The sequence below is a fragment of the Streptomyces sp. NPDC048191 genome, assembly GCF_040652655.1.
Classification (GTDB): domain Bacteria; phylum Actinomycetota; class Actinomycetes; order Streptomycetales; family Streptomycetaceae; genus Streptomyces.
Map to the genome: position 1 here is coordinate 37,262 of NZ_JBEZMO010000036.1, position 14,829 is coordinate 52,090.

The 14,829-nt window shown below is 65.7% G+C and carries 14 protein-coding genes; 9 read left to right on the top strand and 5 right to left on the bottom strand.

What is annotated here, in order from left to right; all coding sequences use genetic code 11:
* Window positions 1-12: 12 nt before the first annotated feature.
* On the bottom strand, window positions 13-819 hold the full coding sequence (locus AB0D93_RS36205) for a class E sortase (RefSeq protein WP_362129190.1): 807 nt from the start codon (window positions 817-819) through the stop codon (window positions 13-15).
* A 224-nt stretch (window positions 820-1,043) separates the two neighbouring features.
* Here AB0D93_RS36205 and AB0D93_RS36210 point away from each other — a divergent pair, with 224 nt between their 5' ends.
* The 6 genes from AB0D93_RS36210 to AB0D93_RS36235 all read left to right on the top strand — a co-directional run bounded on the left by AB0D93_RS36210 (window position 1,044) and on the right by AB0D93_RS36235 (window position 9,477).
* Window positions 1,044-2,060 carry a hypothetical protein gene (locus AB0D93_RS36210; protein ID WP_362129192.1) on the top strand — a complete coding sequence of 339 codons (1,017 nt, stop codon included), beginning with the start codon at window positions 1,044-1,046 and terminating at the stop codon, window positions 2,058-2,060.
* A gap of 304 nt (window positions 2,061-2,364) precedes the next feature.
* Complete coding sequence (locus AB0D93_RS36215; protein ID WP_362129195.1) at window positions 2,365-3,918, top strand: ATP-binding protein; 1,554 nt, start codon at window positions 2,365-2,367, stop codon at window positions 3,916-3,918.
* A gap of 50 nt (window positions 3,919-3,968) precedes the next feature.
* Window positions 3,969-6,956: a Z1 domain-containing protein gene (locus AB0D93_RS36220; RefSeq protein ID WP_362129198.1), complete on the top strand. Its 2,988-nt coding sequence runs from the start codon at window positions 3,969-3,971 to the stop codon at window positions 6,954-6,956.
* Window positions 6,957-7,006: 50 nt separating this feature from the next.
* The gene (locus AB0D93_RS36225; RefSeq protein ID WP_362129201.1) at window positions 7,007-7,960 is read left to right on the top strand and encodes a NaeI family type II restriction endonuclease; all 954 of its coding nucleotides are present in this window, start codon (window positions 7,007-7,009) and stop codon (window positions 7,958-7,960) included.
* 21 nt (window positions 7,961-7,981) lie between these two features.
* Window positions 7,982-8,980, top strand: coding sequence for a NaeI family type II restriction endonuclease (locus AB0D93_RS36230; protein ID WP_362129204.1), 999 nt, complete (start codon window positions 7,982-7,984; stop codon window positions 8,978-8,980).
* Between the two features lie 20 nt (window positions 8,981-9,000).
* Complete coding sequence (locus AB0D93_RS36235; RefSeq protein ID WP_362129207.1) at window positions 9,001-9,477, top strand: very short patch repair endonuclease; 477 nt, start codon at window positions 9,001-9,003, stop codon at window positions 9,475-9,477.
* An 8-nt stretch (window positions 9,478-9,485) separates the two neighbouring features.
* Here the strand turns inward: AB0D93_RS36235 and AB0D93_RS36240 are convergent, their stop codons facing one another.
* A complete protein-coding gene (locus AB0D93_RS36240; RefSeq protein ID WP_362129210.1) occupies window positions 9,486-10,541 on the bottom strand; it encodes a DNA cytosine methyltransferase in 1,056 nt (351 codons plus the stop codon).
* Between the two features lie 161 nt (window positions 10,542-10,702).
* Here AB0D93_RS36240 and AB0D93_RS36245 point away from each other — a divergent pair, with 161 nt between their 5' ends.
* The gene (locus tag AB0D93_RS36245) at window positions 10,703-11,452 is read left to right on the top strand and encodes an HNH endonuclease (RefSeq protein WP_362129214.1); all 750 of its coding nucleotides are present in this window, start codon (window positions 10,703-10,705) and stop codon (window positions 11,450-11,452) included.
* Here AB0D93_RS36245 and AB0D93_RS36250 read toward each other — a convergent pair.
* Window positions 11,449-12,081: an ATP-binding protein gene (locus tag AB0D93_RS36250; RefSeq protein WP_362129217.1), complete on the bottom strand. Its 633-nt coding sequence runs from the start codon at window positions 12,079-12,081 to the stop codon at window positions 11,449-11,451. The genes AB0D93_RS36245 and AB0D93_RS36250 overlap by 4 nt on opposite strands.
* Before the next feature lie 220 nt (window positions 12,082-12,301).
* On the opposite strand from AB0D93_RS36250, the gene AB0D93_RS36255 reads away from it, so the two are divergent.
* Window positions 12,302-13,147 carry a helix-turn-helix transcriptional regulator gene (locus AB0D93_RS36255; RefSeq protein WP_362129220.1) on the top strand — a complete coding sequence of 282 codons (846 nt, stop codon included), beginning with the start codon at window positions 12,302-12,304 and terminating at the stop codon, window positions 13,145-13,147.
* Window positions 13,148-13,366, top strand: coding sequence for a DUF397 domain-containing protein (locus tag AB0D93_RS36260; RefSeq protein WP_362129227.1), 219 nt, complete (start codon window positions 13,148-13,150; stop codon window positions 13,364-13,366).
* 14 nt (window positions 13,367-13,380) lie between these two features.
* Here the strand turns inward: AB0D93_RS36260 and AB0D93_RS36265 are convergent, their stop codons facing one another.
* On the bottom strand, window positions 13,381-14,043 hold the full coding sequence (locus AB0D93_RS36265; protein ID WP_362129230.1) for an HAD family hydrolase: 663 nt from the start codon (window positions 14,041-14,043) through the stop codon (window positions 13,381-13,383).
* A gap of 302 nt (window positions 14,044-14,345) precedes the next feature.
* Window positions 14,346-14,816 (bottom strand): DUF2267 domain-containing protein, encoded by a 471-nt coding sequence (locus tag AB0D93_RS36270; RefSeq protein ID WP_362129233.1) that lies wholly within the window; start codon window positions 14,814-14,816, stop codon window positions 14,346-14,348.
* Window positions 14,817-14,829: the final 13 nt, after the last annotated feature.

The window sequence follows — 14,829 nt, forward strand, 5'->3', positions numbered from 1 at the left end:
TGATCAATACACCTAGCGGGGCCGCATGGACACGAGCCTGCCCCAGACCGCCATCCGGTACCGGGACGTGAACTCGGGCGTGCAGGTGGTCAGCGTGATGTAGTAGCCGGGCGTGTCGTACCCGTACGACGGCCGCACGAGGGAGCGCGGCACGGGCCGGACGACCCCCGAGTCCGTCGCCGACGTCTGCGGCAGGATCCGGTCGACGTCGTACGCGTACGTCGCCGTCCGCGTCTCCACCTCGACGGCGTCCCCGCGCCGCAGCCGGGGCAGGTACCGGAACGGCTCGCCGTGCGTGTTCCGGTGCCCGGCGAGCGCGAAGTTGCCCGCCTGGCCCGGCTGTTGGGTGCCCGGGTAATGGCCGACGTACCCCTTGTTGAGGACGTCGGTCTTGCTCACGCCCTCGGCGACGGGGACGCGCAGCCCCAGCCGGGGGATGACGAGGACGGCGTACGCCTGGGAGCGCCGGGGGAGGACGGCGGGCGTGTGCGACCGCTGCGGCGCACGGGACCCGCCCGCGCCCGGGGCCGCCGCGAGAGCCGTGGGCGAGCCGGAGGCGCTCGACGCCGGGTCCGCGCCACCGGTGCCGTATCCCTCCTGCCCCTTGGGACCCCACTCCCGCTCCAGCGCCTCGACCTGGCGCTCGGCGCCGCGCCGGGCCTCCCGGTTGGTCCACCACAGCTGGTGCACGACCAGCAGCACCAGCAGCACCCCGACGGTGACGAGCGCCTCGGCCCCGCCCCACAGCACCCGCCGTCGCCGCGCACGCCTTCGCCGATCGCTGTGCCGTACGACCCGCACGCCCGACCATGCCGGCATCCGCACCCACCTCCCCGGGCCCTGACGGGAGCCGCCCGCAGGGTAGGCGCAAGGCCTTCAACTGGCCAGAGCGGCGTGGGATCCAGAGCACGGCCGGGCTTTCTGTTCGACGAACCGACCGGATTCCCCACCCCGCTTGCCGCCGCAGCTTGACTCATAGCGCCGTGAGGTATCTGACCAGCACTTACCCCCTTCCGTCCCAGCTCGGCAGTACGGTGTCCCCCATGCGCCCCGACACGCCTGCCGAGAACGTCGACCACACCGCCGAGGCGGCACGCCTGGAGCGGACCGCCGGACTGTACCCCGAGGACGCCGAGGCCCTGCTGCTGAGGGCGGCAGCCCACCTCGAACTGTCCGGCGCCCGCCCCGCGGCCACCGCGCTCTACGACCGCCTACTGTCCGCTTCGGACGGCCTGGAGAACCCCGCCCTGATCCGCGCCCTCAAGGCCTCCAACCTCTGGGAGTACGGCCACGAGGCGGAGGCGAGGGCGATCATCGAGGGCCTGCGCACGTCCGCCCCCCGGGACCCGGCCCCCTGGGTGATCATCGCGGAGTCCCTGGAGTCGCACGACGAGCTGGAGACGGCGGCGGAGACCCTCACGGAGGCGGCGACCCTGCTCCTGCCGGCCGGGGAGGACACGGACCCGGCCCCCGCCACACACCCCCTCCTCTACGGCCGCCACCGGGTCCGCCGCATGCTGGGCCTGCCGCACGACGCGTGGGACACCCTGGCCGACAGCCTCCACACCTCCCCGGTGTCGCTGGACGAACTCCACGACCCGAAGCGCGTGTGGTCCCTCGGCTCGGACAACCCGGCGGAACTCCAGGCGGAGATCAACCGCCTCCAGGCCGAACTGGGCGCCTACCGGGAGGCCCTCTCCCGCCCGTTCCCGGTGGCGGTCCTCCACTGGCCGGCTCCGGAACTCGCCGAGCTCCTCTCGGCGTACCCCACCCTCTCCACGGAGTACCCGTCCCACGAGACCCACCTGTCGACCATAGAGTCCTCGCTCCGCGAACTGTCCTCGTCGGGCACGGCCAACCTGGGCATCGTCACGGGCACGGTCCCGTCGTACGAGGCGTTCGCGGCGTCGGAGGGCCTGTCACCGGCAGAGGCCGCACTGCTCCCGCAGTACGCGACCACGCTGGCGGCCCGGGGGCGGGCGGTGGCCTGGCCGCCGCAGCGGGGGGCGGAGTGCTGGTGCGGCTTGGGCCAGGCCTATGACGCCTGCCACGGCGCCTGATTCTTTATCGGCCCGGAGAGCGGTCCACCCAACGTCCTACTGACAGGGTGCTGCCCCTCCGGGCCGCCGCTCGCTCCTCCATGGCGGAAGCACGAGGACCAGCCTGCACTACACCAGTACGTGAGGGCAGCGGTGGGATTGAAGGGTGCCGGCGAGCCGAACTGACGTCGGCGAATAGGGACTTACCGCCCAACTTCAGCATTCAACTCCCCGTATGTCCAACCTTTGCAGTACCGTCACACCACGACCGTTGTATGGGGCCGCTATGTACGCGGCTCGCCTTGACCTGCGCATTTGAGGAAGCATGGCCTACGAGTCCGGTGCTGACTGGCAGTACGACGTCCCGACCACCGGCAGCACGCACCTGCCGCCAGACGCCGGATACGGAAGGGCTCTGACCAACCAGGGTTACGGCTTCGAGGTTGCCGTGGCGGACCTCATAGACAACTCCATCGATGCTGGTGCCGACCAGGTAGTGGTGCACTTCCTTCGCGACGCGAGCCGGATCCTCACGCTGCTCGTCATCGACAACGGCAAGGGCATGGACGAGGCAGGCCTCAATGCGGCGATGACCGTGGGCCACCGCCGCGACTACGGTGAGAGAGCCCTGGGGATGTACGGCACGGGCCTGAAGGCGGCTTCCCTGTCTCATGCCTCCTCGCTCACCGTGGTAAGTCGCACCAGGCAAACCCGCGCTGCGGGACGGCGCGTCACCGCAGAAGGCATCGAAGACAGCTTCCGCTGCGACACCGTCGATCCACGCTACGCCCAGGACCTCGTAGACCGTTACGACGGGATCATCGAGTGGCAGGGCACGATCGTGCGATGGGACGGGGTACGTGCCTTCGAGACCGTCGGCCGCGGGCAGAGCGACCAGTTCTTGTCGAAGGCGATAGCCCGTCTGGAGACCCATCTTGGTCTCTACCTTCACCGTTACCTGCAACGCGGTCTGCATCTCGACATCGCAGTGTGGGACGTAAGCAGCGGGCAGCGCGGTCTCGGCGAAGAAGTTGACCACATCGCCGTAGAGGCACTTGACCCCTTTGGTTACAAGCTCCCGGGGAAGCCGGGGTATCCCCGGGAGTTCACGGCGCCAGTGGAAGGCTTGGGCGATGTACGGCTGACTGCACACGTCTGGCCCGCGAAGTCCAAGCAGGCCGGTTTCCGGCAGATCGGCTCGCTCACTGCACGGCAGGGGTTCTACTTCTACCGCAACGACCGCCTGGTGCAGGCAGGAGGTTGGAACGGCCTGCGTAACGCCGAGAGCCACCTCGTGCTGGCGCGGGTCGCAGTCGATCTCCCGCCGGGCGAGAACAGCGTTCTGAGTCTGGACGTGAAAAAGGAGAACGTCACAGTGACCCCAGCCTTCACGCTCGGCGTGGAAAAGGCGGCGGACTCTGCCGGACGTATCTTCCACACGTACCTGGCTGACGCCGAGGCCGCTTACCGGGACGGATCCCGGCGCACCGAAATCGTCCGCAGGCCCGTCACACCGCCCGGCAAGGGCCTGGACCCGAAGATCAAGCGTGTCATCAAGGAAGAACTGCCCGAGAAGCCCGGCGAAGAGCCGATCAGTTTCATCTGGGGTCCGCTGCCTCCCAACCAGTTCTTCCGCCTGGACCGGGAACGCAACACCGTCGTCCTCAACAAGGCCTATCGCGAGGACTTCAACGACGGCAGGCGTGGCGGCGCCAACGACGCACCGGTGACCAAGACTCTGCTGTACCTGCTTCTTGAGGACTGCTTCGGGCTTGGGCGCTGGGAGCGCGGGCGCCAAGACCGGATGGACTACTGGAACACCATCCTCCTGGCATCGGTAGACGCACAGCGCACACGGCGTGCGCAGGCAGTCTCCTGACGCAGCCGCGCAGCTTTCGGACCTCTCTGACCCGTGACTGAGGACTTCACATGAGCCACACCCCAGCCGCCGTGCTGCTTGAAATCCACACCTCCGCGTTGGCCGGCATGCGAACCGGCCCTGGCAACTTCGCACAGTGGGCAGCGGTTGCAGCGGCTGACGACTTCCCCGATGCCGATCTGAGCGAGGAGTTGTTCCACGCGTGCCTCATGAGCGGTGATGAAGCGCTCATCGCCTTGTGGCGCCGTCACCTCACCGCCTGGGACTTTGCCCAGAGTGCGCGCTGGGCTCAGGACACGCCTGCGCGCTCTGACGCACGCCGTGCGATCGTGTACGACCGTCTCCGGTTCGGCAGTGACGTGCGCAAAGCTCTCGACGATGTGGTGCCTGTGGCCAAGGTTCCAGGGCCCACGGTGATCACGCGCGACTTCGCCCCCTGGTACACACCCGAGCGTGCGGCAGTCCGCTCCTTCTACTGGACCGCCTACGAGAACAAGCTGCGCGCGAAGGGCTGGTCGGACGCTGCGATCGCCAGCCTGGACGAGGCGAGCCGAGCCGTCGTCGAGCGTCTCACTGACCCGGAGCAGTCGGCAGCCCGCCAGGCGAAGGGCCTGGTCGTTGGCTACGTACAGTCGGGTAAGACGGCGAACTTCACGGGCGTCGCCGCCAAGGCCATCGACGCCGGCTATCGCCTCGTCATCGTGCTGGGCGGCACCCTCAATCTGCTACGACGCCAGACTCAACGCCGTCTCGACATGGAACTCATAGGGCAGGAGAACATCCTGCGCGGCGCCGACATCACGGACTTGGACTCCCTGGTAGGCGTGGACTACGTGGGCGATGACGAGGACTGGCCCGTATTCGTCCAGCACGGTGGCCGCCCGTCCGCACTCGGAGCCTTCGACATCGAGCGCCTGACGACCCTCGACAACGACTACAAGAGCCTGGCGCAGGGCATCCGCGCGCTCGAGTTCGAGAAGCGGGAGCCCGCCCGCCCGCTGCATGATCCGATGAACCTCCACCATGCGGCAGCACGCGTCCTCGTGGTGAAAAAGAACAAATCAGTGCTGACGAAGCTTGTGAAGGATCTCAAGCAAATCCACGGGCTACTGGGAGAACTGCCTGCCCTGATCATCGACGACGAATCCGACCAGGCCTCCGTCAACACACTAGACCCGAAGAAGTGGCAGCAAGGCAGCACAGATCGCACGGCGATCAACGGTCTCCTCTCGCAGCTCCTGAAGCTCCTCCCGCGCGCGCAGTACGTGGGCTACACGGCCACTCCGTTCGCCAACGTGTTCATTGACCCCGGTGACGACGAGGACCTTTTCCCGAGCGACTTCCTGATCTCCCTGCCCCGCCCGGCCGGGTACATGGGTGCCCAGGACTTCCATGACCTGGACTCCGCGATCCCCCAGGAAGACCGCACTTACGCGAACTCTCAGGAGAAGGCTCACATCCGGGACATCTACGAGTCCACTGGAGACCGCCTTCAGGAGGCGATGGACGCCTTCCTGCTGTCTGGCGCGCTGAAGCTGTACCGGGCTGCACACGGCGTGCCCGACGACCCGTTCCGGCACCACACGATGCTCGTCCATCAGTCCGTACGCAAAGACGATCACGCCGAGCTGGCTCTGCGCATCAATTCCATGTGGCATCAGGCGGGCTACAGCTCTACCGCCGGGCATGAGAGGCTCGCCGCGCTGTGGGCGTCGGATTTCGCACCGGTCAGTGAGGCACGCGCTGCGGACCTTCCCCATCCTGCCTCTTACGAAGAACTGCGCCCCCACGTGCACACCGCCCGTCAGCGCATCGGTTCGGGCGGTCAGCCGGTCATCGTCGTGAACGGTGACTCGGACCGCTACTTCGACCAGCTCGACCTCGACTTCGACCGGACGCCGCACGTCTGGAAGATCCTGGTCGGCGGAACGAAACTGTCCCGCGGTTTCACGGTGGAAGGGCTCACGGTCACGTATTACCGCCGTACCACCCAGCAAGCGGACACCCTGATGCAGATGGGCCGCTGGTTCGGTTTCAGGCCGGGCTACCGGGATCTGGTCCGCCTCTACATAGGGCGGGAGGAGCCGTTTGGGCGTGACAAGTACGCCGACCTTTATGAGGCGTACGAAGCGATTTGCCGTGACGAGGAGACGTTCCGCGAGCAGTTGGCGCAGTACGCCGTGGTCGTTGACGGCAAGCCGCAGGTAACGCCTATGCAGGTGCCTCCCCTTGTGGCGCAGCACCTGCCCTGGATCAAGCCCTCGGCTCGCAACAAGATGTTCAACGCCGAACTGGTCGAGGTCCGATCGCCCGGTCGTCCCATCGAGCCTGCCTCGTACCCAGTGAACAGCGGAGCGCTTAAGCGGAACACCGAACGTTGGCTCCCCCTGCTGAGCGCGTTGAAGCCCGGAGCGGTCTCCTTCACCAATCCGCCGGACAACTCCAGCTCTCTGCCCCGCACCTTCGAGGCACTGACTGGCACGGTCCCCCACAGCCAGCTCGTCTCTGTGCTCTCTCAGCTTGAATGGGAGCGTCCAGGTCACTTCGCCCCTCATCTGACCTACCTCAGCCAGCTGGACGGCACGCTGGCCAAGGTGGATGAGTGGCTCCTCGTCTCGCCTCGTCTGGCCGCCAACACACGTGTTGAGGCAAGCATCCTTGGCTCACTGCCGCTGTCTCTCGTCCGGCGAAGCCGGCAGACCGGCAAGGCCTCCTTCGGTCGCATCGCCAGCGTTGAGCACCGCACCGCAGCACAGCGCCTGATTGATGAAGCCTCTTCGACGGCTGCGGAGCCCTCTGGTGACGGCTTGCGCGTCAGTCCCACGACAGGCGTCGCGCTGCTGTATCCGGTCGTCGAGGGAGACAGCCACAGTGACGTGCATGCAGTCGTCCGGAACGGCGTGGCGGATCCGTCGAAACTCGTGATGGCTTTCACCCTGATCCCCCCGACTTCGGCGGAAAGCGGGGACCATCGGTTGGTCCGGTTCCGCGCCAAGAACTCAAGCCATGCGAATGACGCCACAATTCCGGCTGTTTAGGCCTGAATATTGGTTCTCGCAAAGCTTGATCACTTCACGGGGTGGGGTAGGTGCAGGAGAGTCAGCCTTTGAAGGCTCACGCAGATGTCAAGGATGTGGCACTAGAGGAGGTGATAGAAGAGATAAGCACCAAAGGCAAGGGCTCACTCCGACGCCGTTTTGCGAGCGTGTTCCGCCGGTCCTTTGATGAGGTTCTGGACGGCCCCAGAACTAGGCGGTTCGATTTCAGCAACGTCTCAGGAACTGAGAAGTCGTATCTCGGCGCGAAGGTAGAGATACTCACGCGGGCAGAGTTCGGCTTCGGTCATGGAAATACGTTGGACTACCTGATCGCCGGGCATGAGGTGGACGCCAAGTTCAGCGCAACGGGTGATTGGATGATCGCCCCCAGAAACGTCGGGCAGATACTACTGGTGATGGAGGCCTCCGAGCTGACGTCCCGGTTCAGTGTTGGAGTTGTCCGCGCACATCCCGACCTGCTCCGTCCGGCATCCACGCGCGACAGGAAGCGCAGCTTTCACTCCGCCGGCAGGAAGTCGATTCGATGGCTGATAGAGGGGTCAGAATATCCTCGGAACCAGCTGATGGAATGGCACCGAGAAAATCCGGAATCCGTAGCCGCCATATTCTCTACACCTGGCGGCGGCCAGCCGCGCGTGAACAAGCTATTTAGCATGAAACAAGGAGTCCTAGTCAGTAAGCTGACCGTGCAAACGGTAGCAGCCCAGGATGACAGCTCCAAACGGGTGCGCGACGCCCGGATCGATTTGCGAAAAGACGGAATACTCATCCTCGGCTACCAGCAGCGCCACAGGCGTATCGCAGAATCGCTAGGACTGGCACATGTAATACATCAAGGCGAGTGGGTTTCCATTTCGGTGCACCCCGCAGAGCCCGGCTGCACAGCTCCGACCTTCCTGAATGACGGGGTTGCGTACCGCCTGGCACGATCAGGTGACTCCCGTGTACCGGCGCCCGAAATTCCAACGTCCCCCATTGAATAACCCTCACCCTCAGGAGTTCCCGTGACGCTCTTCGACGACTCCGGCCCAGCACCAGGTGTCTTCGGCGACCCTGAGCTGATGCTCGTACGGCAGCATCTCCTTGGCCTCGACCCGCAGGGTCAGCGCTTCGCACGGGTACTGCGGGACAGCATCGACCAGCTTCTGGACGGTGAGCACACCGGCCGGTTCGACTGGAACGACCTACACAAGACTGAGAAGACACATGCCGGGACACTCGTCGAGATCAATCTGCTACGGGAGTTCGACCTCAGCAGCGGAGAGGACCTCGACTACCTGATCGAGGGGATCGAGGTCGACTGCAAGTTCTCCCAGAAGCTCTACGGCTGGATGATCCCGCCAGAGGCCCTGGACGAGGTCTGCCTCGTGGTGTGGGCTGACGATCACCTAGGGCAATGGAGCGCGGGGCTGCTGCGGGCGAATCGCATCAAGCTGACTACCAGTGGAACCGTAACAAAGAAGGGCAATCGGGACGGGAAATTTCAGCTGACCAAGCAGCACTACTCTCTGGTGACGTGGCTCTGGCACCAAGCACCTCTTGAGGAGAATCTTCTGCTGCATCTCGACAAGGGGACGCGTGGCGCGGTCCTGCACGCTGGTGACGGGTCAAAGCGCAGTCCGGGCCAGGCGAAGGTCAACGAGCTCTTCCGCCGGGTACAGGGACGCCGCGTCAACCGCACCGTCATACGTACCCTTGCGATGCAGAAGGACTACATGAAGCGAGTGCGGTACAACGGAGGCGCACGGGAGAAGCTTCGTATGGAGGGAATCCTCATCTGCGGCGACTACCCGAACCATCAGGCTGTCGCTGAACAGCTGGGGCTCCCGGTCCCGCAGGAAGGTGAGAACGTCAGCATCCGTGTCGTTGAGGCCAAGCAACATCATCTAGGACAGCCGAGCGTTCTGCTCGAAGGCCGGCACTGGGTCAAGGCGCGGCCAGACGACCCGGAAGAGCCGGCGCCCCTTCTGCCCGAGACGAAGAAGGCAACCACTCAGGACTGAGTGATCCAGCAGGAAACAGGATGCCGGAACAGAACAAGCAGCCCGCCGAGGATGAGCCCTGGGTACCGCCCGAGGGCTCGTGGGCCTCATCTGCTGCCCGCCGACGGAACATGCAAGCGATCCGCAGCCGGGACACCAAGCCCGAGCGACTGGTGCGCAGCCTGCTTCATGCCCAGGGCCTGCGTTACCGGGTAGCCGCCAAGCCCCTACCCGGCCTTCGCAGGACAGCAGATATCGTCTTCCGTCCCGCGAAGCTTGCCGTATTCATCGACGGCTGCTACTGGCACGGCTGTCCCGAACACTATGTGCCGCCGAAGAGGAATCCCGGCTACTGGTCCGACAAGGTCGCCCGCAACATGGCACGCGACCGGGACACCGACGAGCAGCTCCGTGCAGCCGGCTGGACCGTGCTCCGATTCTGGGAGCACGACCCAGCGGCAGAGTGCGCGCTGAAGATCGCGGCAACCGTCAGCCGTCTCCGGGCGACCAAGAGATAGCGGCCAGGTCAGGCCAGCCGTGCCTTCTCCTCGGCTTCGAACGCGGCGTAGATCTGGTTACCCACAGCCTGGGCAACCGGCGGCGGGAAGGCATTGCCCACCTGCCGGTACGCAGCTGTCTTACGGCCCGCGAACTTCCACTTGTCCGGGAAGCCCTGGATCAGTGCTGCCTGCGTGACCGTCAGCTTCGGGCCCTTCGCAGCGAAGAGGTCACGCTCCGGGTCCTTCATGACCTCGGGCTCGTTGGCGACTCCCAGAGCACACACGCCCAGGTCCTCCCACGCCTTCTTGGCCCGCGTCGGCCCCAGGTCCGCACCACCGTGCTTCTTCGAGCCACCGACGACCGTGGGTGCCACGCCTTCCAGCGCCTTCTCGTACCACCTCTTGAAGGCCGCTTCCGCCCTGGGGTCGTCTGCGACAGCGTCGTACCGCTCACGCATCGAGTCGTGCAGCGCCGCGCCGACCGTCACGAGCGTGTTCTCGACAGGCTTGTGGTGCTCGAAGTAGCGGGCGTACTGGGGCTTCATCGCGACGAGGATGGCCCGTGGCCGAAGCTGCGGCACACCGTAGTCCTTGGCTTCAAGGATGTCCCAGTAGCACGGCTCATAGCCCATGGACTCCAGGCTCTTGATGATCTCCTCGCGGTACTCCTTGAATTTCGGGTCGAGCAGCCCGCGCACGTTCTCGATCATGACAGCCTTGGGCTCAAGGTGATCAATGAGGTCGAGCATCGTGGGGAAGAGATCACGCTCGTCGTCACGGCCGAGCTGCTTCCCCGCAGCTGAGAAAGGCGGGCACGGCACCCCGCCGGCCAGGAGGTCGAGCTCCCCGGACCGCAGGCCGAGGTCAGCGTGGTCAAACTCCCGCAGGTCCGCTTCGATGACCTTGCAGGCCCCCCATTCCGGGTTGCCCTCAGTGTTATCCCTGAGCGTCTGGCAAGCGTCCTTGTCGATCTCAATGAGCGCCAAGTGCTTGAAACCGGCGTTGTGCAGACCCACAGCCTGCCCTCCGGCCCCGGCACAGATCTCCACCGATGTGTACTTCAATTCGTTGGTGCGGGTCATGCCCCCTCCTTACAGCCATGCAGCGGCAGACACATCTTGCAATCCACCATCACTGAGGGTGACAGACCCCACTGACAACGAGACCTCACCAAGTGTGCAGCACGCCCCGCGCTTCCATGAACGCACCCTCCGGCACTCCGAACACTCATACGATATGGCTCATGCGGACGCCTGCGTGGACCGAAGACGAGCTTGTTCTGGCTGGTGCCCTGGTCGTGAAGAACGGCTGGAGGGAGCTCAGGACCGAGGATCCGGAAGTGCAAGAGCTGTCTGGGCTGCTGCGCTCGCTTCCGATCCACGGCGCCGAGGCTCTCACCCTGCCCGGCTTCCGGTCTCCGGGCAGTGTCAGCCGCAAGACGACCGACTTCATGACGAATCACCCGCAGTACGGCGGAGCACGCACGCGGTGCGGCAGACCGACGCTGCTGATGATCGACGCGCTGATTCACCGTGAAGCCGAGATGCTCCAGGCTGCGCAGGCCATCGAGGAGGGAATCGGCTCGGGTGAGCTGTACGGCATTCCACCTCAGCCCGACGAAGTCGATGAGACGGGCGCCACAGCCATCGAAGGGCGTCTTCTCGTTCGCCGGGCCCTCGCTCGGGAGCGAGACCCGAGGCTGCGCAAGCTGAAGATCGAGCAGGCCCGGCGTCGAGGGCGGCCGCTCCACTGCGAAGTATGCGCATTCGACTTCGCGCACACTTACGGTGAACTCGGTGACGGATACATCGAAGTGCACCATGTCACTCCCTTGCACGTCTCCGGAAGCCGGGAGACCCGGCTCGACGACCTGGCTTGCCTGTGCGCCAACTGCCACAGGATGTGCCACAGGAGCCGCCCCGGAGGATCCTGGCGCACTCCAGCATCTCTGCGGGCGCAGATGAGGAAGTCCACCCGGTCGGCGCTCCACTAGGCCGCCTCCGCCTCGGCTTCGTAGTGCATTTGAGCCCGGTCCAGGATGTCGTCCGGGTCGTGCCCGCGCGCGGCCGTCCAGTGGAGCAGGTCGGCGATCAGCTCGACTGCGGACTCCTCCAGGCCGGTGTCCCGGCTCCGTCCGTGCCGGCCTACGCCGTTCCCGGTGCTCTGGTACCTCTCCAGCACCTCAACGGCCCGATCGATCCGACGGCATCCCGTCCCCGTACTGAGCGGCACCTCGCACCAGACCGCCTTGCCGGCAGCGGTGAGAGCTGCACCCCAGTCCATGGCTAGGCCTGCGACGAGATGCAGGCCTCGGCCGCACTCTTCGTAGCAACCTGCGCTTCGGGGAGACGGAAGGGCAGGACTCCTGTCGTGGACCTCCAGCCGCAGCCGATCACGCCTCCACTCCAGCACCAGCGTCGCCGAAGTGCCCTCCCCGACGTGTTTGACGACGTTCGTCGCCAGCTCGGTAACGATGACTTCAGCCTCGTCGACCGCCACCGGCGTACCCCACCTGCTCAGTTGCCTCACGGCAGCTCTTCGCAGGAGCGTCACCTCGCCCGGCGCGGCTTCAAACGGCAGGACGCAGCGGACTCGGCATTCGGTCGTTTCGGGGACGGACATGACCAATCCTCACTCCCGGGCCACGCACATGCCTGCGCCTGCCGTATCTGAGCGGCTGCACTGCGTAGCGGTCCGAGATCGAGCATGGCATACGAGAAGTCTCGCCATGTAACTTCTCACCAGAATCGATCGGGTGAACCCGATGGTGGGCTCGCATCGAGGTACCTAGCCTGATGGGCGTCTTCCGGGCCCGCCGCCCGGTTCACGGCAAAGGAGCCGCATGTCTGAACGGACCACCACCCGCCGACGCCAACTTGGCGCGATGATGCGCAAGTTGCGTGCTCGCAGAGGGCTGACGCTGGAAGAGGCCGGACAGCTTGTCGGTGTATCGAAGGCAACGGTCAGCCGGTACGAGACCCAGGCCGGGCCGGTCAAGTGGATCATTGTCGAGGCCCTGTGCCGGCAGTACGGCGCCACCGAGGCCGAGCGGCGGGCCGTTGTCGGGATCGCGAAGGACGCGAAGCAGCAAGGCTGGTGGAGCACGTTTGCCGACTCGATCCCCGAGAGCATGAACCTGCTGCTCACCCTTGAGGACGAAGCGATCGGAGAGAGCCACTTCTCCTGCGTCTACGTCCCAGGGCTGCTCCAGACCCGTGACTACAGCACCGCTCTGCAAAAGGCCAACGAAGTACCCCTGGGAGTCGAGGAGATCGAACGGCTCGTCGACATCCGTATGAAGCGCCAGGAGATCCTTTCGCGGCCCGAGCCCCTTCGCCTGTGGGCCATCCTGGACGAGTCCGTCATCCGAAGGGTTGTCGGTTCCCCACAGATCACGAGGGGGCAGCTCGACCGCCTGCTTGAGGCCAATGAGTCTCGCCACATCACACTGCAAGTGCTGCCCTTCTCCAAGGGCGCTCACGCGGCGGCGCTCGGCAGCTTCGTCATCATCGGCGGCCAGGAGCCGACTCTTGATGTGGTCTACGTCGACTTCCACACCGGATCCCTCTTCCTGGAGAAGGACGAGGAACTGGAGCGCTACAGGCTTGCGTTCGAGTACCTGCGCGCACAAGCGTTGGACATGGAGGCCTCCTCCAGCCTGATCCACCGCGCCCGCAAGGAGTTGTAAATGACCGTCGGCCGTCAGCCCGGTACTGATCTGGTCTGGTTCAAGTCGTCGTACAGCGGCGGCAACGCTACCGAGTGTGTGGAGGCGGCGTTCGTATCACGGGGTGTCCTCATACGCGACTCGAAACGCCCTGACCGCCTCCGTCTCACTGTCTCAGCGTCCGCGTGGACGTTGTTCCTCGTCGGCACTCGGTCGTCGGCTGACAGGGCCTCGGCGTAGCCAGACAGCGGGTGTCAACCTGCTGAGTCGTTGACGCTCTTGATCCGTCCGGACAGCTCCCCGAGGTTCTCGAGCCTGAACGTCGGCAGCCTCTTGGCTTCCGCCGTACGCCACTGGATCGTGGCCCACGGCCCTCGGTGGACCAGGGCGGTGTGCATGCCCGCGGCGGCGGCTGGCCGGATGTCGTTGTCGATGCGGTCACCGACATAGAGGATCTCGTCCATACGGAAGGGCACCGCCTCGGCAACACGGCGGAAGAAGGCCGGATCTGGCTTGCTGGCTCCCCAGTCGTCCGAGGTGCCAATCAAGTCGACGTCATCCATAAACAGTTCCCGAAGGATCTTGCCGGCCCGGATCGTCTGGTTCCCTGCTATGCCCAGCCAGATGCCCTCCGCACGCAATCCGGCAAGGGCCGGCCGGACGTCACCGTACAGATCCTCTTCCCCGAACGTCTCCGGCTGTCCGGACGCGACTCGCCTCTTACGTTCCTCGTGCAGGTCAAAGCCGGGGCGGAACTCCTGGAACACCTCTCGGTAGTCACGCCCCTCCGCGATGACCGCGCCGAACATCGCGTGGAAGGTATGACGGGCCACACCAAGCCAGTCAGCCCAGGCGCCGTACTCCCTGGTTTCGTCTACGAGGCACTCGCCGACGTCGAACACAACGGCACGAATCATGGGCGCAGCGTAATAACAAGTCCTCTTGGTGGTCAGTACGGCAGTGGCCGACGAGGTACCAGCAACCCGAGCAGGCGTCGAGCTTGCCGTCGGTGTCGAGGGGCCGTAAGGCAACCGGTACCGGTCCTAGGATCCGCCGCGTTCGCGCCCCGGGCCGCGAGCGCCCGGACGGATCGCATGCGCGCCGGGTGGTTCGGCGACCCGCAGGTCCGGGGAGGCGGGGCCGGTGCCCCCTGGGCGAGCGGCCTCGAAAGTCCACGGGCGCCGCGCAGGCGTTGCGCGGCGCCCCGGTGTCGAAGGCGTTACTCCGTCGGTGCCAAGTCCGCGCGGCCGAACAGGAGGGCGTAGCCCGGGGGGAGTTGGGTGAGGAGGCGGGTGGTCAGAGGGTCGCCCACCCAGTTGGCCAGGACGCTGAGGACCGAGCTGACGTCCCAGCGGGCCGTCGCGGGGGTTGAGCCCTCGATACGGGTTGCCACCGACTCCACGAACTCCCTTGCCGTCAGGGGGTGCGTCGCGGGGATCTGGGAGGCGATCACCCGGGCCGCTTCTCGGGGGAGGGAGCGGGCCAGGGCCACGCGTTCGTCGCCGGTCACGTGGCCGCCCAGGGCCGAGAGGACGATGCGGGTCACGCGTTCCGCCTCCGCCCTCGTCGTGTACCGGCCCGCCTCGCGTACCGCCTCGGTCAGTTCGGCCCAGCGGGTGGTGTCGGCGTCGGGGGCCGGGCGGGACGGGGTGGGGATGGTCGTTCTCTGGTGCGGGGTCGTCACAGTCATCGTGCCGGCTCCT

What these genes read in the sequence shown, in the direction of transcription:
- AB0D93_RS36260 (WP_362129227.1), top strand. Translation starts at nt 13,148, where the DNA reads ATGACCGTCGGCCGTCAGCCCGGTACTGATCTGGTCTGGTTCAAGTCG.
- AB0D93_RS36240 (WP_362129210.1), bottom strand. Translation starts at nt 10,541, where the DNA reads ATGACCCGCACCAACGAATTGAAGTACACATCGGTGGAGATCTGTGCC.
- AB0D93_RS36205 (WP_362129190.1), bottom strand. Translation starts at nt 819, where the DNA reads ATGCCGGCATGGTCGGGCGTGCGGGTCGTACGGCACAGCGATCGGCGA.
- AB0D93_RS36255 (WP_362129220.1), top strand. Translation starts at nt 12,302, where the DNA reads ATGTCTGAACGGACCACCACCCGCCGACGCCAACTTGGCGCGATGATG.
- AB0D93_RS36215 (WP_362129195.1), top strand. Translation starts at nt 2,365, where the DNA reads ATGGCCTACGAGTCCGGTGCTGACTGGCAGTACGACGTCCCGACCACC.
- AB0D93_RS36270 (WP_362129233.1), bottom strand. Translation starts at nt 14,816, where the DNA reads ATGACTGTGACGACCCCGCACCAGAGAACGACCATCCCCACCCCGTCC.
- AB0D93_RS36210 (WP_362129192.1), top strand. Translation starts at nt 1,044, where the DNA reads ATGCGCCCCGACACGCCTGCCGAGAACGTCGACCACACCGCCGAGGCG.
- AB0D93_RS36245 (WP_362129214.1), top strand. Translation starts at nt 10,703, where the DNA reads ATGCGGACGCCTGCGTGGACCGAAGACGAGCTTGTTCTGGCTGGTGCC.
- AB0D93_RS36235 (WP_362129207.1), top strand. Translation starts at nt 9,001, where the DNA reads ATGCCGGAACAGAACAAGCAGCCCGCCGAGGATGAGCCCTGGGTACCG.
- AB0D93_RS36220 (WP_362129198.1), top strand. Translation starts at nt 3,969, where the DNA reads ATGAGCCACACCCCAGCCGCCGTGCTGCTTGAAATCCACACCTCCGCG.
- AB0D93_RS36250 (WP_362129217.1), bottom strand. Translation starts at nt 12,081, where the DNA reads ATGTCCGTCCCCGAAACGACCGAATGCCGAGTCCGCTGCGTCCTGCCG.
- AB0D93_RS36265 (WP_362129230.1), bottom strand. Translation starts at nt 14,043, where the DNA reads ATGATTCGTGCCGTTGTGTTCGACGTCGGCGAGTGCCTCGTAGACGAA.